Raw genomic sequence first — 22,354 nt, 5'->3', positions numbered from 1 at the left:
CAGTTTATTAGTTAAAAAACTGGACTTTTGAAAGGGTGATTAGTGGTGGGTATAGTTGTGTCCAATGATATCCTTCACAATCCTTTAAACTTTCTTTCAATCCTGATTTATCGGGATTGGAAATTTATTGTATCCTTTTCTTCAGTTCCTTAATTCCAATACTAATTTCTCGTGCTCTTCCAACCCGAATTGTGTCAATGATGACTAATAACTCATATAACTGTTGGTCACATTTTACCACATCTGGAAGATTTTTATACAGTGGTTCAATTTCCTGACCTCGAAGTTTGCCATTAGCATAGGGCCAAACGTAATCACCACCTCCAGCATTAATATGCTCTTTGATTGGGGAAGCTGAATGTGCTGTAGGAATACCTCTAACAATCGCACCAGGTTCTGTAGGAAACACATATTTTAATCCATAGATCAGGAATTCTAGGAAGGACTTCTTATGTACTTTTCTCTTCTTAGAATCAATGAGTCGGGCAACTTTGCAACGGTGTAATGCTTCTGAAATTTCTGATGCACTAATATTTAGCGAATACGCTAAATCTTTATTTAGCCATTCATCATTTCCGATAGTCGATATTTTCAATAAAACCACAATATCTTGCGGCCGCATTCCATTATGCTTTTTCATAAACTCAAATTTAATTCGCGATTCGCGAATTGCAAATATATAATTTCTGAACTGAAAAAGAATTCTATTGGATGGATCAGACATGTACGTATGTTATCCTTTGGTTGTTTTATAAACACCACGCCACTATTATACTTTATGAAAATATAGCTAAATTCAGTTAATGAAATCTATCATCATATCAATGAAATAACCTCATCATTATAGTTGTCAATAATCTTCTTGTTTAGACTTGCTAAATAAATTTGAGTAGTGCTTAATTTCTGATGCCCCAACATTTCACTAATTGCAGTAACCGGAATAGCCATGTTATTAGCTAAAGATGCAAATGTATGACGCGCTACATATGAGGTTAACTTAGTCTCAATTCCGGCATTTTCTGCAATCAAACGTAAACGTTTATTGTATTTCTTCCTGGCTCGAAGTATGTGCTTATATTGAGTAATAGGATCTTCACTGCGAATTACCGGCAAGATATATTCTTCTTTTGACTTATCTTTTGTGTAATAATCAAGAATTATCTGCAGTTGTGGTGATATTTTTATGTCGTAATGTTTTCCAGTTTTTTGTCTTTTGTATTGGATACGACCATCAACTATGTTCTTTACTTTAAGGTGCGCCAAGTCCGTAAAAGATGCTCCCATCAGGTAAAAACTCATCATAAAATAGTTACGAGATTTAAACAAAGCGGAGCCTGGCTTGAACTTGAGATTTGCAATCTTTTGAAGGGATTCCAGACTAATAGCTCTTTTCTTGGTTGGTTCAGTTTTAATAGAGAATCGATCAAAAGGATAACCTTCCTTTTCTGCAATGCCGTCTTTGATTGCTTTGTTATAGATTGCTCTGACAGTACGCATAAATGAGGCAAAGCCATTGACCGTGTATCCGTTTTTTATAAAGTAGGCCTCGTAATCTTGTAAGAAACGATAGTTGAGCTCATTAAATTTAAAATCCTTTTCTTTCCGAAATTTCTTTACAGAGTTGACAGCTGTTTTATAGCTGCGAGCAGTGCCTATTCTATTTTGCTCTATCATTGAATCAATCAACTGCTGTGAATAGGTAAAGAAGGTTTGGTAATTTTTTTTAGGAACAAGCTTTTGTTTTAGTTCTTGGATTGAAAGATAAGCCAATTCCTTTTTATCCTTAAGGATAGTTATTTGGTCAATGTGACGTGCGCGTTCTTTTTCCAGAAAATTATTTACCCTTAGAACGTTTTCGATCCCTTTATAATGTGTTTTAATTCGTCGATTCTTTTCATCCCAGAACTTTTCTGGCACACTATAGCCTGTTGAAATGGTTACTGTTTTCTGAAAATGACATAGTCGAAAGGTGATTGGGTAAGTACCATCTCTTTTCTCTCTGCGTGTATCCAATGTGATGACAATACTTGTATTCATAGGGCTCCAAAAATTTGCACTTAATTTGCACTTAGTAGTTTGATTTCATTTAAATCGCTTTAAATACAAATATAATGTATATTGCAGATAATCAGTACATATTGATTTTATTTAGTTTAATATAATATCCATTTTGCATAGCTCATAATCAGGGGGTCCCTGGTTCAAGCCCAGGTGGGCCCACCCTCAGAAATAAGCACTTACAGAAATGTAAGTGCTTTTCTTTTTTACAGCTCCAATATATCTTGGTATTTTTATATAAACTGTGATAAATAGCAAAAAATAGGAAGATACTCCTTCAGTTCTGTTCGCAGGTGTTTCAATGCTTTGCTGATGTGTTTCTCAACCGCTTTTTCACTGATATTGAGTTGGGCTGCAATCTCTTTGTTTTTGAGCTCTTCATTACGACTCATTAAAAATACTTCAAGACATTTGGGAGGAAGTTTGTCAAGTGCCACTTTGTATGTGTCACTAAGCTCCTGCTCAATAATACTGTTTATTGAGTTATCGTCATCTTGAAAATATTCAACTTCCATTATTGAAAGTTCATTCTGCTCATTTTTTGCTTTTTGTCGGATGACTTTAAGGCACTTGTTACGCGTAACCCCAAATAAGTAACTGTTTAACGATGTAGTAATATTTAAATCGATACGTTGTTGCCATAATGCCATAAATACCTCTTGCACAACATCACGAGCCTCATCTTCCGAGATAAATTTACAGGCATAGTAGAACAACGACTTTGAATACCGGGAGAATAACTCCCGATAGATAGTCACATCGCCACTTTCAACGGCTTGCAATATGATTCTTTCAGATGGATTCATGTTTTTTAGTGGCGTCAAATATACGGATTCCCCTAAAATTACAAGAGTGTAACAAAAATTTAAAAAAATTAACTTTTTGAGGTAGGGTGACTGCTACTTTTTGGAACATACTATAAAAGAACGTCAATGGAAGTCAATCAAGATATATTAATCCAGTTTATTAAAGGGGAGCTTAGTGCTTCGGAATATCAGGCTGTTAACAAGCAGATTAAGAGTGATAAGGCCTTGTTCCGTCAATATATTCAGTTAAAGGATATTTGGGATTATACTGCTTCAAAATCTAACGCTTTAAAATATAATGAAGGCAAGGAATGGGATACATTGGCCGCAAAAATACCTTTCGCTTCTACCAGAACACTAAAGTTTAAACGGATAGTTGGAGCGATTGCAGTCGCAGCGTCGATCGTTATTGCTTTTTTAATTGGTCATGTATACGAATCGATGCAATCGGGTAATGCTATGGTTGCTGGCTCACATGTATTCAAAGCTCCATTTGGACAAGTAAGTAATATTACCCTGGCCGATGGTTCAAAGGTGATGCTTAATGAAGGATCAACCCTGACTGTACCTCTGGATTTTGGTATTAACAATCGCAACGTAGCTTTAAATGGCGAAGGGTATTTTGATGTGAGTACGAATAAAGATTTGGAATTCTCTGTTACTTCTGGAAAGCAAAAAGTTAAGGTGCTGGGAACCATCTTTAATATCAGGGCTTATGAGCATGAAAACAAAATGATTACTACTCTGGAGGAAGGGATTGTTCGTTGGGAAATGGAAGCAAGGCACATCACTCTTAAACCCGGTATGCAGGTAATTTACGATAATCAGCTGGGGGATGTCGAAGAAAAGACTGTTGATATCACAGAGGTGAAACAGTGGGCTTTAGGACGTTATATGTATGAAGACGCCTCGCTCGACGAGATAATAGCAGTAATAGAAAGATGGCATAATGTAAAGGTGAAATGGAATCCGGCAGATTTTAAAGGCGTACACTTTAATGGCGTACTTAAACGTTCTGCTACCATTGATGAGACCTTTGAATTAATCAAAGTAATGGTGCCTATGAAATACACAGTTAAAGGACAAATAGTAACAATTGAGCGAATGAGATAAACGAAAAATCGGGAGATGCTACCAACATTTCCCGATCAACTAATGATGTCTTGCAGGACATCACAATAGTAATTTAACAATACAAATTTATGAAAAAAAAGTGGAACTGTTGTTTTCTCTTCAAAGAGAGAACGACAACTAAAATCGTCAAGGTTATGAGATTAACCATGGTAATGCTTATCGTTACGTTGATGAATTTATCGGCCAGTACTTATTCACAGAATAAGAATGTGTCGTTGAAACTGAAGAATGCAACGATTGAAGAAGCCCTAAAACAAATTCAAACGGATTTGGGAATTGATATCTATTTCCAAACCGAAATGATTCCTCAGGGAAGTACTGTCGATTTTGAAACCCAGTCAGCAACCGTAGCTGAAATTATGGATGCAGTGTTAAAAGACACAGGGTTAACCTATCGGATGATTGATGATAATATGGTGATTGTACCCAGACAATCGACAGTAAATACTTCAGCTCAGCAAGGTCTAACTGTTTCAGGAACAGTAACTGATGTTAACGGAGAGCCTTTACCAGGAGTAACCGTTTCAATTGAAGGAACAACTACTGGAACAATAACGGGTATTGATGGTACTTATTCCTTACAAAATGTTGAGGAAGGATCAGTTTTATTATACTCATTTATTGGTTTTGAAACACAGACTATTTCAGTTGCCGGACGTACATCTATTGATGTTACTCTGGTTGAAGAAGTAACCGATTTGAATGAAGTGGTAGTTGTAGGTTATGGCACGCAGAAGAAAGCTAATCTAACAGGTTCTGTATCGGCAGTAAAAGGTGAAGAACTATCAAAAAGAACAGTAACCGATACGCGACTGGCGTTACAAGGTGCGGCTACGGGGGTTACTGTAATTGATCGAGGTGGTGTTCCAGGGTCCGAAGATGTTAGTATAAAAATTAGGGGAAATACTTCTTTATCAGCAGGTAGTGATCCTTTGGTTCTTGTGGATGGAATTGAAATGCCAATTAAAGAAGTTAACCCAACAGATATTGAAAGTGTATCGGTACTGAAGGATGCAGCTTCAAGTTCTATTTATGGTTCTCGTGCCGCCAATGGTGTTATCTTAATTACAACTAAACGTGGTAAAGAAGGCGATTTTAAAGTAACCTATGATGGTCATATGGGATGGCAAACGCCCGCTACTTTACCTGAATCGGTGAGTGCTGCCGACTACCTGATGTTGGTGAACGAAGCCAAAGTTAATGCTGGTCGTGCTCCAAAGTATTCTCAGGATTATATTGATAAGACTGTTTCAGGCACAGATCCTGTGAATTATCCATATACGAATTTATTTGAAGAACTTTACGAAACAGCACCAATGCAAAACCATGCATTGCGTGTGAGTGGAGGAACAGAAAAGGCACGTGTCGCATTGTCAATGAATTTGTTGGATCAGGATGGTATGCTTAAGAATATCAATACCAAGCGTTATGGTTTACGTTTGAACACTGACTTCATTGTTAACGATCGTTTAAATATGCGTGCTGACATCAGTTTCAATCGTAGAGATAACGAAAAACCAACACGTGTTAATTCAGCAATTAGTAATATTGTAGGTACTTCGCCAGTATTCTTATCAAAATATCCTAATGGATTATATGGCTTGAATAAGGATAACCAAAGTCCTTTGGCAGCTCTTGAAGTTGGTGGAGAGACGGAAGAGCAGAGAGAGTTGTTAAATATCAAGGCTGGATTTGACTACCAGGTAATGACAGGTTTGAAATGGACCACTGATGTATCCTATAAAACGTTAAATAATCGTTCTCATAGGTTCCAGGCTGAATATGAATTCATGGATCCAATTAATGAGGATAATGAAGAGCCACTTTATACCTGGAATCCAAGTCAATTAACAGATAGTCGTTGGCAAGAGCAAGAATCAAACTTTCGTTCTTTGTTAAATTATAATAAAACTATAGGGAGCCACGGTTTTAAGGCATTAGCCGGTTTTGAAGCAATAGAGCATTTAGAATACTTCTTGTCAGGGTCGCGAAATAATATTTATAGCCCAGCTAATGCTGAATTAAATACAGGTGATGCTGAGACTAAAGATAATTCAGGCTATCGTGCTGATTGGGCTTTGGTTTCTTATTTTGGTCGTTTGAATTATGATTATAATCAAAAATATCTGTTGGAAGCTAACTTCCGTTACGATGGTTCATCTCGTTTTGCCGAAGGTAACAAGTGGGGATTCTTTCCATCTTTCTCAGCAGGCTGGCGTGTGTCAGAAGAAGATTTCTTAGCTGGAACTGATTTTCTTGATAACCTCAAATTGCGTGCTTCATGGGGTGAGTTGGGTAATCAAGATATTGGCTACTATAAATTTACATCACCAGTTTCCACAGGTTATTATGATAGATGGAATAATTTTAGGCCATTCCATTACAACTTTGGTAATAATGAAGCTACTGGTTATTCTCAATGGTACTATGCCAATGAAGACATTACATGGGAAACAACTCAAATTTTAGATATTGGATTTGACTTAACTATGTGGCAAGGTAAATTAGGTGTAGTTGCCGATTGGTTCCAAAAAGATACGCATGATGTGTTAATGACCTTACCGATTTCAACCATGGTTGGTCTGGCTCCTTCAGAATCAAATGTGGGTAACATTCGTAATACCGGATGGGAAGTATCTATCACTCACCAGAACCGTATTGGCGAGTTTGAGTATGGTGTAGGTTTCAACTTATCGGATATTAAAAACGAAGTAATAAGTTTAGCTGGACAGGAAGCTGTTATTAGTGGTTGGAATATACTACAAGAAGGTGAAGCTGTGTGGGCACTTTATGGTTACAAGTCGGATGGTTTATTCCAGTCGCAACAAGAAATTGATGATGCTCCACAACAGCCTAACCACGCCGATTTAAAACCTGGTGACATCAAGTTAGTTGACATAAATGGAGATGAAGTTATTAATGATGAAGATCGTACCATCATTGGTTCGGACATTCCACGTTACACTTATAGCATTGATTTGAACATGCGCTATAAAGGATTTGATTTGAATGCGATGTTCCAGGGTGTGGCACAAGCCGAAAACTATTTCTATGGTGCGCCTAATGAAGGTCCTAACTTTGAAATTTTCACAACAACTCGAGCTCTTGATCGCTGGACACCGGATAATCCTAACGCTTCTTTTCCTCGTTTAGAAGATGCATCAAACAAGAATAATTACTTGTACAATGATTTCTGGATTAGAAATGCGTCTTATTTCCGTATGAAGAATCTTCAGATAGGTTATTCATTTAATCAAAATGTATTGGAGAAGCTTCAAATTGAACGCTTGCGCCTGTATGTAGGAGGTACCAACTTATTTACTGTTACTGATGTAGAAAGTGGTTTAGATCCTGAAACATATGATGGGCGTCCATCATATTATCCACCCGTATCAACCTACTTAGTTGGTATGCAAGTAACATTTTAATGGTTTAAATTGAGAAAATTGAAACACATGAAAACATTAAAAATATATTTCTTCGCCCTGTTGGCACTAATGGGAGCGAGTAATTGTAGCGACGAATTTTTAGATAGAACACCTAGTGATCAGGTCTCTTCTGCTACATTCTTTCAACAAGAAAAGGACATTGTTTACGCCCTAAATGCTGTTTACGATTTAATTGGTTTTAATAATTGGGGGAGCGTTTATGGAAATGGAACAGATATGTTGCGTATCGAAGTATTAACTGATAATGCAGTTGATCATCACTCATGGAATGCCTGCTACGAGTTAGGTAATGGTACGGCTAATGCCTACGACTGGTATGTACAATACCGTTGGCAAGAACGTTACCGTGGCATTATGCGCGCTAACCGTTTACTGGAAGGTGTGCCTAATGTGGAAGACATGGACCTGGATTACCGCAATCGTTTAGTAGCTGAAGCAACTGTTTTACGTGCTTATTTTTACTTTGATTTGGTGTATTTGTTTGGTGATGTACCTTTCTTAACGTCAAGCATTATCCCTGATGATTGTGAACCAATGATTGATTCAGAAGGCAATGTAACGCCTAATCCGAAGTGTACACGCACTGATAAGAACACCATTATGGATGCTTTAGTCGCTGATCTGGAAGCAGTGGTAAATCATCTCCCAAAATCGTATGATACAGAAGATAAAGGGCGAGTGACGCAAGGAACTGCTTTAACTTTACAAGCACGTATTCATCTGTATCGTGAAGAGTGGGTTAAAGCCGCTGAAGCCTCTAAAGCTGTTATGGATTTAAATGTTTACTCTATTTACCCTTCCTATGCCAACATGTTCCATTATGAAGGCATTGATAATGAAGAGGTGATTTTTGACATCCAGGTGATGGAAGATGTAAAAGAAGGCGAATTTTGGTTACCTAACTATGGACCAAACTCTGTTGGAGGATGGAGCTGTTCATGTCCGTTGCAGTCAATGGTCGATGCCTATGAAACTACGGATGGCAAAACCATCGATGATCCTACATCTATCTATGATCCTAATATGCCATATGCGAATCGTGATCCTCGTTTTAACCACTCCATTTTATACCCTGGTCGAGATTGGCAAGGAGGAGTTTATAATACGATACCTGGGGCAACTTACCCTGGTAAAGAAATTATAATAGGTGATGACTTGACGGATGATGCCGGTGGTCAGTGGAATAAAACAGCAACGGGTTATAACTGGATTAAATATATCTCTCAGCAGGATATTGATAATTCGAATTACTGGGATAGTGGCATCCATTTTATCATTATGCGTTATGCCGAAGTATTATTAATGTATGCCGAAGCAAAAATTGAAGCAGGCGATATTGATCAATCGGTTTATGATGCCATCAATGACGTACGTCAGCGCGGCGATGTAATGATGCCGGCTATTACAGCAGGTAAATCAGTTGATCAGCTACGCGAAATTGTTCGTCGCGAGCGCCGTGTAGAGTTAGCATTCGAAGGCATTCGTTTATATGATATCCGTCGTTGGAAGATTGCTGAACAGGTTATGCCAGGCGAATCTGAAGGATTAACATATACAGATCCGGATAGTGGTGAACAAGTAACACTTTCTGGAGGGAACAGAAATTTCGATCCTGCAAAACATTACTTATGGCCAATTCCTCAGGCCGAAATTGATGTTTCCGGATTGCCCCAGAATAACAATTGGTAATATGATCTCACAGTTATGTGGCCCTGTTTTGACAGGGCTGCATAACTCTTTATATCCTTCCTTATCACGAGGCTTCTTTTTATCAATACCTTTCTAATCCACTTATTGATAAATCATCACTAACTCAGTCAAAACCATTATGAAGATATTGTTGATTACTTTGGCAGCGCTAATTGTTGGAACAGCTTGCACATCTGTTCAGCATGACAACAAAACGGCTCAATCATCCTCAATTGTTGAACTTTCAATCCAATCGGATAATTTATTGTTACAGGATGGCTTTAACTGGGCAGTTCAAAAAACCGGTCAATTTGTAATGACAGGTAAAACCGGATTGGTGAACAAGGATGAACGTAACAAAAATGGAACTGGCACGGCAACCTATATTCCATCCTATTGGGCGGGCTATTATGATCGAACAGCATTCTATGGAAGAGATTTTGTACATCAGGCAGTTGGCGCTCAAATAGTTGGTTTATGGGATGAGAATTTCTCCATGTTTAAAACCTTTGCCGAAAATGCAACAGAAGCGCGTGATTGGTGGACTCTTTGGGCTTTTAATTTTGATGGAACACCACACCAGATTGATTACAGAGGTGATGAAAAATTTGTTAAAGAGGTACCGGCTCAATTTGAATTGGTAGAAAAAGCCTATAAACAATACTTATGGAGTGGGGATGAACGCTACATAAGAGATACCACATTGTGGAATTTCTACACCAAAACATTAACTGACTTTATAAAGCTACACGACACTAATAATAATGGTATTGCTGAGGGTAAAGGTGGAATTTGGGCTGGTAGCTGTACTTATAATGAACGTGGCGAGTATCCCATTGAAGCAGGAGATGGCATCGCATGTCAATATCAGGCAACCCTGGCTTATGCACACATGTTAAAAGCTCGTGGAGAAGAAGAAGCAGCACAATTGTGGTATGCACAAGCTAACGAAATTAAAGACTACTTTAATAATGATTGGAGTGTATTAGAAAACAATACAGATACTTTTACACGTGGCATTAATAAAGAAGGTGTGAAACTGACCGGCTTTGGTAAAGAAAACTCATGGTTTATGCCATTGAAATTGATCACTGAACCCGGTAAACGCAATGACGATTACCTCCGCTTTATATCAGAAAACCTGGGCGAAGGCATTGGTACTACACCAACGGCACCCAAAAACATTGAAGCATACACATACATTCCTGATATGTACTTCCATTACAATTGGAATGATGAAGCCTGGCAATGGATGAAATACATACTATCGGTTAAAGACCTGCCGCATGAACGTCCATCTCAAGGTACCAATGGTGATTATCCTGAAATATCATATACCATCATTTCTCAGGTTGTAGAGGGGATGATGGGAATTACTCCCAATGCTAATACCGGCCAAATAGAGACTGCTGCACGATTGGCTCAAGACATTGGTTCGGTTAAAGTTAATAATGTTCGCTTTGGCGATTACAAGGTTAATGTTGAGCATGTTGACCTTCAAAAAACCATTTTAACGAACAACTCAACAAAAAAACTAAGCTGGGAAGTGTGCTTTTATGGCAACTACAAAACCGTAAAGGTGAATGGTGACAGCATAAATGCCAAACAAAAAGAAATTAATGGCGTCCTGGTAAGTTATGTGAATATTGATATTGAGCCAGGCCAAACATTAACGGCGGAAGTATAAGACAAAAACCATTTGTCTTGACATACTTGAAGGGACTTGTGTGAGCTAATAGTCTATCAACGATAGCGAATTCTTGTGCCCAGTAATTAAAGAACAACCTATAATCAAATACAATGAAATTAAAGCATATAGTTTTACTTGGTTTTATAACCTTGTTTGCAATAAATATACAGGCCAGAGAGAGTTATGTTAGCTCACCAGATAAAAATATTCATATTTCGATTAACATAGCTGATAACATCACTTATTCAGTTGATTTTAAAGGACAAAAACTGATTGCACCATCATCAATTTCAATGGATTTAGGATTTGGCAATGTACTAGGGCATAATCCTAAATTGACAGGAAGCAAAACCAAATCAGTTAATGAAATTCTTAAACCAGTAGTCAGAGAAAAACGTGCTGAAGTACTTAACCACTACAATGAACTAACCTTAAGCTTTAAAGGTGGATATAAGCTAGCTTTTCGTGTTTTTAATGATGGCATGGCTTATCGCTGGATAACATCGAAAGCCGGTGAAATAACAGTCTATAATGAGGAGGCTAACTTTTCTTTTGCCACCAATCAAATGGTCTATTTTCCTGAAACAAAAGGATACATTACGGCCTTTCAGCACACTTATAAATATCTGCCTTTAGACAGCATTTCAAATGACAGAATGTGCATCACACCAGCACTTGTTGATGTGGACCATGGCCCCAAGGTAGCCATTACAGAAGCCAACTTAAGAGATTACCCAGGTATGTTTTTAGTCGGAAACAGTAATAATACCTTATCTGGAAAATATGCACCATACATCCTTAAAGGTGACCAATTGGTTAATAAAAAGGACATTAAACGAGCTGATTATTTAGCTCGAACAAAGGGAACACGTCAATTTCCATGGCGCGTTGTAACCATTGTTGAAAATGATGGCGATTTGCTTAATACTGAAATCGTTTACCGCCTTGGTGAACCTTCGAAAATCAACGATACATCATGGATTAAATCGGGTAAGATTGCCTGGGACTGGTACAATGCCAACAATATTTATAACGTCGATTTCCGCGCTGGCCTGAACTATGATACATATAAATACTATATCGATTTTGCCGCCGATAATGATATTGAGTATGTGGTGTTGGATGAAGGCTGGTCAAATACTTATGATATCTGGGATCTGAATGAAGACATGCGTATGGATGAGCTGACAGCATACGCTATAGAAAAAGGAGTTGGGCTCATCCTTTGGGTGGAGTGGAGTACTTTTGGAGCCGATATTGAGGCGCTTACCGATCAATTTGTTGAGTGGGGTGTTGTGGGCATTAAAATGGATTTTATGAACCGTGACGACCAATACATGGTGAGTTTTTATGAGCAAGTAGCTCAAGTTTGCGCTCGAAAAAAGCTGATGGTAGATTTTCATGGTGCATTTAAACCTACAGGCATTCGTCGTACCTACCCCAATATAATGACTTACGAAGGTGTAGCAGGACTTGAAAACTGTAAATGGGCCGATTATGCCGATCCTGAATACGATGTGACCTTCCCGTTTATTCGGATGCTGGCTGGACCAGCTGATTATACGCCAGGTGCGATGAATACAGCACAAAAGAAAAATTTTAAAGCAATCTTTAATCGTCCTATGGGACTTGGCACAAGAGCGCACCAGTTAGCCATGTATGTCGTATTTGAAAGCCCCTTGCAGATGTTGGCCGATGCACCAACGGCTTACATGAAAGAAACCGAATGTCTGGCTTTTCTTTCTGAAGTTCCTGTCGAGTGGGATGAAACAGTAGTGTTGGATGCTAAAGTTGGAGAATACATTGTTATTGCTCGTAAACGAGGAAACGATTGGTATCTGGCAGCCATGACTGATTGGAATAAGCGCGAGGTTACTGTCGACTTCTCAAAAGTAGCCAACGGAACCTATACTTTGGAAGAGTTTGTGGATGGCATAAATGCTGATCGTAACGGAAATGATTACAAGAAAAACATCAGAACTATTTCAACTGAGGACAAGATTGAAGTGAAAATGGCTCCGGGAGGCGGCTGGACTGCTATTCTGCGTGATTCAGTGAATTAAAGAGGATTGCTTATCTTGTATTTTATCCCTTTTAAGAGTAAATCAATTCGAATAAAGAGTAAATTGAAATCAAATGAAAAATATCTTCCTATTAATATTGTTGCTTATTACTTTACAAACCATTGCGCAAACAGATTCTAATATCTGGGAAATTAACGAAGATGGTAGTATCGGTTGGACAGTAAAAGATTCTTCTTTACCTCATCATGATGATATCGAAATGAGTGGTAAATATATTTCTGCAGTGGTTAAGTATGGCGTTGAAGCTGATAATAGCTTCAGCATTGGCCGTGAGATTGTTTGGCCAATGTTACGAATCATTCCAAATCAAACTCGAGGTGGATTACTTCGAACCATAAATGATGATGTCATTAAAGGCTTGCACATTGAAGGGCGCCGACCTACAAAGGAAATTGTACACCATGTGCAGCATGATGGAACCCTTAAGGTAAAGCGTGAACTCCAGTTTAGCTACTTCAGAACTAAACCCGTATTAAAACTAGAATTAGAAAGCACTCATTTTGTCTCATACGATCAAGCTGCTTTCTGCGAAAAGTATGTCCTTCACAATCCGGGTGATGAAGATGTATTTGTAGAAATCCCTGAAACAAATAAGCAATGGGTGGCACATACAGACAGAACCGTGGATGGGCCACATCTTGTAAAATATCAAACAATTAATGGCGGCTCAAAAAAGTTAGGTGCTGGTGAATCGGTGGTTTTTTATGTCACTATTGCGGCGCATCGCCAAACAGATAAAACGCCTGTTATTGATGTAGAGCATGAACTAACTAAAAGAGCATTTTTTGTTAGCAACTTATGGGATAAGCTGATATTGGAAACGCCTGACAAAACACTAAATACGACTTTTGCCTTCGCAAAAATTCGAGCCAACGAAAGTATTTATCAAACAAAAGGTGGCCCTATGCATGGTCCTGGCGGATTGAATTACTATGCGGCTATCTGGGCCAATGATCAGGCCGAATATATCAACCCTTTCTTCCCATTCCAGGGCTATGATTACGGGAATGAATCGGCCATTAATTCCTATCGCCATTTTGCCCGCTTTATGAATGATGCGTACGAACCGATTCCATCTTCCATTATTGCTGAAGGCATAAGTTACTGGAATGGTGCAGGCGACCGTGGAGATGCTGCTATGATTGCCTATGGTGCGGCTCGATTCGCATTAACTTATGGCGATAAAAAAGTGGCTAGTGAACTATGGCCTTTGATTGAGTGGTGTCTTGAATTCAGCCGTCGTAAAATTAATGATGAGGGTGTGGTTCTTTCCGATTCTGACGAGCTGGAAGGGCGTTTCCCTGCTGGTGATGCGAACTTATGCACTTCTTCTCTTTATTATGATGCTTTGGTTTCAAGTTCTTACTTATGTCGCGAGTTAGGACTGGGTGATGAGTTGGCCGATGAGTATGAAGCGCAGGCAACAGCTTTAAAATCAAATATCGAGAAATATTTTGGTGCCAATGTAATGGGCTTTGATACTTACAGATATTACGAAGGGAATGATATTCTAAGAGCCTGGATATGTATTCCGTTAACCGTAGGCATCTACGATCGAAAAGATGCCACTATTGATGCATTGTTTTCACCTGATCTATGGACTGCCGATGGTCTTGCAACAGAAGCGGGCGATAAAACATTTTGGGATCGTTCTACCCTATATGGTTTACGAGGTGTATTTGCAGCCGGTGAAACAAAACGGGGACTTGAGTTTCTAAAGTATTATTCAAATCGACGATTGCTCGGTGACCGCGTTCCGTATCCGGTAGAAGCTTATCCTGAAAACAATCAGCGCCATCTGTCGGCTGAAAGTGCTTTGTATTGCAGGGTCTTCCTTGAAGGATTATTTGGGATTCGCTCAACTGGTTTTCATTCGTTTACAATCACTCCTCAGTTACCGGAAGAATGGGATTACATGAATATCAAGAATGTTCATGGCTTTGGTAAACAGTTTGATATTGAAGTCAGCAAAAAGAATAAGAAAGTTCAGGTATTGATTAAAGATACCAACGGAAAAACCCTATACAGAAAGACTGTTGCAAATGGCGGCTCCTTCTCTGTTAAATTATAAAATCAGTAATGATATGACTATGAAAAGAATCACTAAGCATCTTTTATCCCTTTTATTTTGTGCCAGCCTAGTACATTTGGCTGTTGCAGAAGAGGTAAAAGTAAGTTCATTGGATGGCAATACAATACTGACTGTTCAAATTGACAAGCAGATAAGCTGGTCGGTTAAAAAATATGACCAACTTGTTTTGCCAAAGGTTACCATTGGTATGACTGTTAATGGAAATCAATTGGCTCAATCTCCAAAGCTTAAATCAAATAAGGAAATTGAAAAAAACGAAACTTTTGAGGTGATTGTTCCTCTAAAGAACCGTCAGGTTTCCAATAATTACAAAGAATTGCAGCTGGCCTTTAAAGGTGGTTTTGGTCTTCATTTCAGAGTATATAACGAGGGTGTTGCCTATCGTTTTTACACATCAATGAGAGGGGAAATTGAAATCAACAACGAATTAATGGACATCACTTTTCCTGATGGTTCCAGTTCCTTTTTTCCAAAGGAAGTATCTACTTATTCGCATTATGAGCGTAATTATTTAAAGTTGGATATTGATTCAATACCTGTTGGCGATTTTTGCTCACTGCCAGTTTTGTTTAATCAGGATGACGAACAGCTTCGGGTATTATTTTCAGAAGCCAATTTGTATGATTATCCAAACCTGTTTTTGGAATTGACAGGCGATAAGCACCTTGCAGCCAGGTTTCCAATGGCAGTTAAAGCAACCATCCCTCAACCGGGAGCGAGAGTTGATCGCAATGTTATTATCACTAAAGAGTATGATTACATAGCGAAAACCAAAGGCAAAAGAACATTTCCATGGCGACTGTTTGTCATCACCAATGATGATAAAACAATGTTGGAACAAGACATGGTTATGCAATTATCAGATCCTTTAAAATTAACGGATACAGATTGGATCAAGCCTGGGAAAGTAGCCTGGGACTGGTGGAATGATAATAACATCTATGGTGTTGATTTCGAATCAGGATTGAACACAGCAACCTATAAGTATTTCATTGATTTTGCTTCGGAATACGGTATTGAATATGTGATATTGGATGAGGGGTGGACAAAATCGACTACCGAGATTCTGGACTTTAATCCGGACATGGATGTTAAGGAAATTATTCGCTATGGTGAAGAAAAAGGTGTAGGTATCATCCTGTGGTGTTTGTGGAAACCATTGGATGAAAACATGAAGGAGATATTGGATACTTATGCTTCTTGGGGAGCCAAGGGGATAAAAGTTGATTTTATGCAGCGTGCCGACCAATACATGGTTAATTCATACGAGCAAATTGCCAAAGAATGTGCCGCACGTCAATTACTGGTCGATTATCATGGCTCTTATAAACCGAATGGACTTCGCAAAGCATACCCGAACGTCATCAGCTATGAAGGTGTTAAGGGTAACGAAAACCACAAATGGAGCGATGAGATTACTCCCATTCATAATACAACCTTACCATTTATCCGCATGGCGGTGGGGCCAATGGATTACACACCTGGAGCGATGGTGAATATGCAGGAAGAAAACTTCAATATATCTTTCAGTCGCCCAATGAGTATGGGCACACGCTGCCATCAATTGGCCATGTATGTGGTGTTTGAAAGTGGTTTGCAAATGATGTGTGATAATCCTTCTAACTACTATAAAGAAGAAGAGTCTACACGTTTCATCTCTAAAATGCCAAGTACCTGGGATAAGTCAATTGCTTTAGAAGCCAGGGTTGGCGAGTTTGTGGTTATGGCACGTCAGAAAGGCGAAAACTGGTACATTGGTGGTATGACCAACTGGGATGAACGCAGCATGGAATTGGATTTATCATTCTTGCCTGAAGGGATTTTTGAAATGGTACTTTTTAAGGATGGTGTGAATGCCAATAAATATGCGCAGGACTACCAGGTCAAGACCATCAAAGTCACTCAAAGCGATCAGTTAACAATAAAATTAGCTAAAGGAGGTGGTTTTGCTGCCATTCTCCGTCCTATTCAGTAATACCAATTTTATTTTGGAATGAGCTTTAATTTTTTCGAATATTTTTTCCTTAGGCAAGGCGAAAAATTGAGGCATAGCCTTAGCTACGTCGATATTTTTCAACGAAGCATCGGTAAAAAAGAACAAAAAAACAAGGCTCACTTCAATGTAATATTGGTATAAGTAAACAAACATATACATACATCTATTTTGGGCTGGGTGGCGGTTTAGGCCGTTACTTATAGCCCGAAGCAGGTATCTATATCTCATATTTTTCAATAATACAACCTTATCAAACTCATTCAAATGAACAAAATAATTGTAGCTATACTCGCCATTGCTTTAGGTGTAATGGCTTGTGATTCAGGTGCAGATAAACAAACTAAAACGCCTTTGGTAAAGATATCAGCCGAAGAGCAGGGGCACGTCTATTTAGATGGTCAGTACACCGGATATACTACACCTACCGAGTTAAAAGTGAGCAAGGGGGAACACGTGATTTCTGTGACTGCTGAAACATCAAAACGATACATGCGTCAGGAAGTCACCATTAATGAAGATACAGAGGTGCAACTAACAATGAAGGATGTACCTGAACCTAAAGTATGGAAGGCGCTTTGGATTGGCGTGCAAGAAGTAATCGGCAATAGTGTCGATGGTCAGTGCAGTTCTTCCTTTAGTCAGGAGGAGTTAGATGCCGGTTTTGAGTTTTTCCAATGGAGCATCGACAAGCAGTTTCATCCGTTTTCCTATAACACCACTAAATGGGAAGTGGAGCGCAAAGATATAACTACACCCATAGAATTGCACAAAGCCAGCAATACCTGGTTTACCCTTGAGCCAGAGTCCATTACCGAACTGCTACCTGAGGTAAAACCGGGTAACTACGATGCTGTATTTGTTTTTTGGCGTGAGTCAGATGGCGATTGCAGTTTTAAAAGCTCGTATTTTGGATTAGCGTGGACCGATCCTTTAAATGACCCGATTAAAACGGGTTATATCACCATCAAATTTGATGCAGGTGACGACATCAATAAAAACATTAATTGGTATAAAGAGAATGATCCCGGCGTATGGGTTCATGAGTGGTTACATACAGTTGGTGAGAATTATTTTCAGAATTGTGGTGAGCGATTACCTGAGAAAGGTGGCGATGGATTAGTATTACATGCAGCCGAAAAGTATAAGTATACGTATCCGTGGATGGATTGGTATGCCGACTTTATGAGTGGGCGTGTCAAAGACCTAGGTTCAGGAAATACCTATTGCGGCATTGGACCCGAAGCCTTTTTAAAATACACAGTTCGAGAAAGTGCTTTAAATCAATAAGCTAATTCAATAATTATCCATACCATTATGAGCAAACTTCATTTATTACTCGCACTATTTATTTGTGTCACATGCATCTCCTGCTCTTGTGACAAGCCCGACAAGCCCAATATTCTTTGGATCTATGTTGAAGATTTAAGTCCAGATTTTACTTGTTATGGCAACAACTTGGTGAATACGCCCAATGTGGATAGACTAGTCGAAAATGGCATCTTATTTACCAATATACATATGCCAGCCAGTGTTTGTTCTTCTGTTCGTTCAGGAATCATTACCGGATTGATGCCAACCACTTTAGGTTTACACAATCACCATAGCAGTCGCGATTTGGCTTCAGCCATTTTTTTGCCTGATTCCATTCAAACTATTCCAGAGTTATTTAAAGAAGCGGGTTACTTCACCTTTAATCATGGTAAAGATGATTATAACTTCTGGTATGATCGTAGGAATTTATACGAAGGCGAATTTCGCTCTATAGGCATGTATGGTATGCAGGGATTGAAAATTGACTGGAATGCCCGTGATGAAGGACAACCATTTTTTGGTCAGATTCAATTGTATGGCAACAAACACATTTACAATCGAAAATTTAAGGAGAAGGTGATTCGTCCTATTGATCCGAATTCGATAGAAGTGCCACCGTACTACCCTGATTCAGCTTTTATACGTCAGGAACTGGCCGACCATTTAGAATGCGTGGAGCTCACAGATTATGAAGTAGGGCAAATAATTGAACGACTGAAATCTGATGGCCTGCTCGAAAATACCTACATCTTTTTCTTCTCCGACCATGGTATGCGCCTATGGCGCCACAAGCAGTTTCTGTATGATGCAGGTACCAATGTGCCATTCGTAATGGCCTACTTTGGCGAAGATGGTGTCATTAAAAAAGGCAGTATTAACAATGATTTGATTAGTGGATTAGATATCGGAACAACCAGTCTTGGATTAGCTGATATTGAAATTCCATCATATACCGAGGGTGCCGATTTCTTGTCAGAAGATTATACGCCGCGTGAGTTTGTCATCTCTACGCGCGATCGCTGTGATTTCACTATCGATCGTATTCGTTCGGTTCGTACAGATGAGTTCCGATACATTAAAAACTATTTTCCTGAACGTCCTTATATGCAAGCCAACTATCGCGATGAATGGAAAATTACACAACGCATGCGTGCGTTAGCAAATGGAAATATGTTAGGTGATATTCCGGCGATGTTCTGGTCTGATAAGCGACCAAAAGAGGAGCTTTATCAAGTTGACACCGATCCTCATATGATTCATAACCTGGCTGATGAACCGGCATTTGAAGCTCAATTGGTACAAATACGTTCTTTATTAGATAAGTGGGAGCAAGAAACAAATGATAAAGGCCAGCATCCCGAGGGAGCCGATGGTTTACGATTCATGTTTAACCGATGGGGCGAGCAGTGTATCAATCCCGAATATGACCAATTTAAATAACAAACAAAATAGTAGCCACAAAGCAAGTTCGTTAACTGAAAATCTTACAAAATGAAACAATTTATATTTCTTGTCATTTCCTGCCTGATGATTTTTAATTCTTGTAGTAATACCCTTGAGAAGCGGGTTCCACAAAAAATCATCTTAAGTGACAGTGATTGGTTTTTTGCCGAAAAAGATAGCCTTAATTTTCTTCCGGCCAATGTGCCGGGGTCGGTGCACATGGACTTATTACAGAACCAACTTATTGAAGAGCCTTACTATCGTAATAACGAGAATGAATTGCAATGGATTGGCGAACGCGATTGGGTGTATAAAACGAGCTTTAATGTCACTCAAGAATTGTTGAAGCATGATGCTGTTGAGTTATGCTTTGAAGGCCTGGATACATACGCCGAAGTCTATTTAAATGAGAAGCATATCCTATCGGCTGATAACTATTTTCGTCAGTGGCAGGTAAATGCAAAAGAATATTTGGTGCCGGGCGAGAATACGCTGCAAATTATTTTTCAAAGTTCAGTTCAGGTCAATAAAGATAAGCGCCGGGCAGACAGCGTTCCTCTATTTGACGATTATGCCTATTCGCGCAAACCGGCCTTTCACTTTGGCTGGGACTGGGGGCCTGTTTTTATCACAGCAGGTGTTTGGCGACCGGTGTATCTCAAAGCATGGTCTGATGCAATGATTACTGATGCTCACATCATTCAGAAAAGTGTAAATAAGAATCTTGCTGAGCTGAATGCCAGCATATCAGTTGAAGCTTCTGAGCCGCTTGAAGCTATTTTAATTGTTGAGGTAGAGGAGGCAGGCATAAAAGAGCAACTGGATGTTTCCCTCACAACGGGCCTCAACAAACTGGCGTGTGAATTCAAGATCGAAAATCCTGAATTATGGTGGTCACACGGGCTTGGTGAAGCCAACTTATACGAAGTCAAAACTAGCCTGGTGAGCAAAAGTGATCTGTTGGATAGCAAAGAAACAAAAGTTGGTATTCGTGATATTAAACTGGTGCAAAATCCCGATGAGTTAGGCTCTTCCTTTCATTTTGAGTTAAATGGTGTTCCCGTTTTTGCTAAAGGAGCCAACTACATACCGCAAGAAAGCTTTCAGAGCAAGGTCGATTCTGCCGATTATCGTCGTGTCATTCAGCATGCAATTGATGCCAACATGAATATGATACGCGTGTGGGGTGGTGGATTTTATGAAGAAGATTACTTCTATGACTTATGCGATCAACACGGCATATTGGTTTGGCAGGATTTTATGTTTGCCTGTAGCATGTATCCGGGTGAAACTGAATACCTTGAGAATGTAAAACAAGAAGCAATTGACAATGTGAAACGCTTGCGTAACCATGCGTCATTAGCCCTATGGTGTGGAAACAATGAAAATTATATCGGCTGGAGAGACTGGCGCTGGCCAGGCAAATTCCCAAAAGAAGATTCGGCCAAAGTATGGAACGATTACTTAGCTTTATTTGAAGAATTATTACCCGAAGTTATTGAAGAATACGACAAGGGAAAAGATTACTGGCCCTCATCGCCGAAGTATGGATGGGGTTATCCGGTAAATAGTGATGGGGATTCGCACCTTTGGGCCGTGTGGCATGCTCAGGATCCCTTTGAGGTGTTTCTCGAAAAAGAAAACATCCCTCGATTTATGAGTGAGTATGGCTTTCAGTCATTACCTGAGATGAAAACCATCGAAGCATTTACCTTGCCCGAAGACAGAAGTATTGATTCCGATGTAATGAAGAATCACCAAAAACACCGTATTGGTTACCCGGTAATTGACACCTACCTGAAGCGCGATTATCAATGGCCCAAAGATTTTGAATCATGTATATATATCAGTCAGGTACTGCAGGCCAAAGGAATTAAAATGGGCATTGAAGCGCATCGTCGTGCAATGCCATTTTGCATGGGCACACTTTACTGGCAATTAAATGATTGCTGGCCGGTAGCATCCTGGTCATCTGTTGATTATTACAATCGCTGGAAAGCTTTACACTACAAGGTACGTGATGCTTATGCGCCTGTGTTGGTTTCACCATTGGAAGAACAGGAAAATATCAATATCTACCTTGTTTCCGATGAGCAACAAGAACAACAAGGTCAACTGCTGACTACCATTTTTGATTTTCAAGGCAACGTCGTATGGGAAAGTAACCAGGATGTAACGGTTCCTGCTAATACGAGTCAGAAGGTAGCTAGCTTTAAAACAAACGATATGCTAAAAGGACACCAAAGAAATGAGCTTGTGTGTATGACTAAAGTTATTGTCGACGATCAAATAATTGCCAATAACACACTATATCTGGAATCTCCTAAAGATCTTAATCTCAAAAAAGCAAAACTATCTTACCAGATTGAAAAGCTTGGAGAAGATGCCTTGCAGATAACACTCACAACAGCTTATCTGGCAAAAGATATATGCCTGTCATTTCCTGAACTTGAGGGCTTTTTTACAGATAATTATTTTGATCTGATTCCGGGAGAAACAAAGCAAATACAGTTTAGAAGCCAGGCGCTAAGAAATACTAATACTCCAACCACTATAAATATCAAATCTCTGGTGGATAGTTATTAAACATGATTCAATAAAA

Annotated in this window: 13 protein-coding genes; 10 read left to right on the top strand and 3 right to left on the bottom strand. The window is 39.2% G+C overall.

What is annotated here, in order from left to right; all coding sequences use genetic code 11:
* Positions 1-124: 124 nt before the first annotated feature.
* The 3 genes from JIV24_RS02525 to JIV24_RS02515 all read right to left on the bottom strand — a co-directional run bounded on the left by JIV24_RS02525 (position 125) and on the right by JIV24_RS02515 (position 2,864).
* The gene (locus tag JIV24_RS02525; RefSeq protein WP_200463432.1) at positions 125-640 is read right to left on the bottom strand and encodes a hypothetical protein; all 516 of its coding nucleotides are present in this window, start codon (positions 638-640) and stop codon (positions 125-127) included.
* 176 nt (positions 641-816) lie between these two features.
* The gene (locus JIV24_RS02520) at positions 817-2,037 is read right to left on the bottom strand and encodes a site-specific integrase (RefSeq protein ID WP_200463431.1); all 1,221 of its coding nucleotides are present in this window, start codon (positions 2,035-2,037) and stop codon (positions 817-819) included.
* A 254-nt stretch (positions 2,038-2,291) separates the two neighbouring features.
* Positions 2,292-2,864: an RNA polymerase sigma-70 factor gene (locus JIV24_RS02515; protein ID WP_200463430.1), complete on the bottom strand. Its 573-nt coding sequence runs from the start codon at positions 2,862-2,864 to the stop codon at positions 2,292-2,294.
* Between the two features lie 126 nt (positions 2,865-2,990).
* Between JIV24_RS02515 and JIV24_RS02510 the strand changes: the two genes are divergently transcribed.
* The 10 genes from JIV24_RS02510 to JIV24_RS02465 all read left to right on the top strand — a co-directional run bounded on the left by JIV24_RS02510 (position 2,991) and on the right by JIV24_RS02465 (position 22,338).
* Positions 2,991-3,977: a FecR family protein gene (locus JIV24_RS02510; RefSeq protein ID WP_200463429.1), complete on the top strand. Its 987-nt coding sequence runs from the start codon at positions 2,991-2,993 to the stop codon at positions 3,975-3,977.
* 155 nt (positions 3,978-4,132) lie between these two features.
* Positions 4,133-7,426 (top strand): SusC/RagA family TonB-linked outer membrane protein, encoded by a 3,294-nt coding sequence (locus tag JIV24_RS02505; protein ID WP_200463428.1) that lies wholly within the window; start codon positions 4,133-4,135, stop codon positions 7,424-7,426.
* A 27-nt stretch (positions 7,427-7,453) separates the two neighbouring features.
* The gene (locus tag JIV24_RS02500; protein ID WP_200463427.1) at positions 7,454-9,136 is read left to right on the top strand and encodes a RagB/SusD family nutrient uptake outer membrane protein; all 1,683 of its coding nucleotides are present in this window, start codon (positions 7,454-7,456) and stop codon (positions 9,134-9,136) included.
* Between the two features lie 139 nt (positions 9,137-9,275).
* Positions 9,276-10,823, top strand: coding sequence for a hypothetical protein (locus JIV24_RS02495; protein WP_200463426.1), 1,548 nt, complete (start codon positions 9,276-9,278; stop codon positions 10,821-10,823).
* Positions 10,824-10,936: 113 nt separating this feature from the next.
* On the top strand, positions 10,937-12,889 hold the full coding sequence (locus JIV24_RS02490) for a glycoside hydrolase family 97 protein (protein WP_200463425.1): 1,953 nt from the start codon (positions 10,937-10,939) through the stop codon (positions 12,887-12,889).
* 73 nt (positions 12,890-12,962) lie between these two features.
* A complete protein-coding gene (locus tag JIV24_RS02485) occupies positions 12,963-14,981 on the top strand; it encodes a glucosidase family protein (protein WP_200463424.1) in 2,019 nt (672 codons plus the stop codon).
* A 13-nt stretch (positions 14,982-14,994) separates the two neighbouring features.
* Complete coding sequence (locus tag JIV24_RS02480; protein WP_200463423.1) at positions 14,995-16,977, top strand: glycoside hydrolase family 97 protein; 1,983 nt, start codon at positions 14,995-14,997, stop codon at positions 16,975-16,977.
* A gap of 285 nt (positions 16,978-17,262) precedes the next feature.
* Positions 17,263-18,285, top strand: coding sequence for a PEGA domain-containing protein (locus JIV24_RS02475; RefSeq protein WP_200463422.1), 1,023 nt, complete (start codon positions 17,263-17,265; stop codon positions 18,283-18,285).
* A 27-nt stretch (positions 18,286-18,312) separates the two neighbouring features.
* Positions 18,313-19,749, top strand: coding sequence for a sulfatase family protein (locus JIV24_RS02470; RefSeq protein ID WP_200463421.1), 1,437 nt, complete (start codon positions 18,313-18,315; stop codon positions 19,747-19,749).
* Between the two features lie 51 nt (positions 19,750-19,800).
* Positions 19,801-22,338 (top strand): beta-mannosidase, encoded by a 2,538-nt coding sequence (locus tag JIV24_RS02465; protein WP_200463420.1) that lies wholly within the window; start codon positions 19,801-19,803, stop codon positions 22,336-22,338.
* Positions 22,339-22,354: the final 16 nt, after the last annotated feature.

The sequence above is a fragment of the Carboxylicivirga marina genome, assembly GCF_016612505.1.
Taxonomy (GTDB): Bacteria; Bacteroidota; Bacteroidia; order Bacteroidales; family Marinilabiliaceae; genus Carboxylicivirga; species Carboxylicivirga marina.
This window is presented reverse-complemented; position numbering and strand designations above follow the sequence as displayed.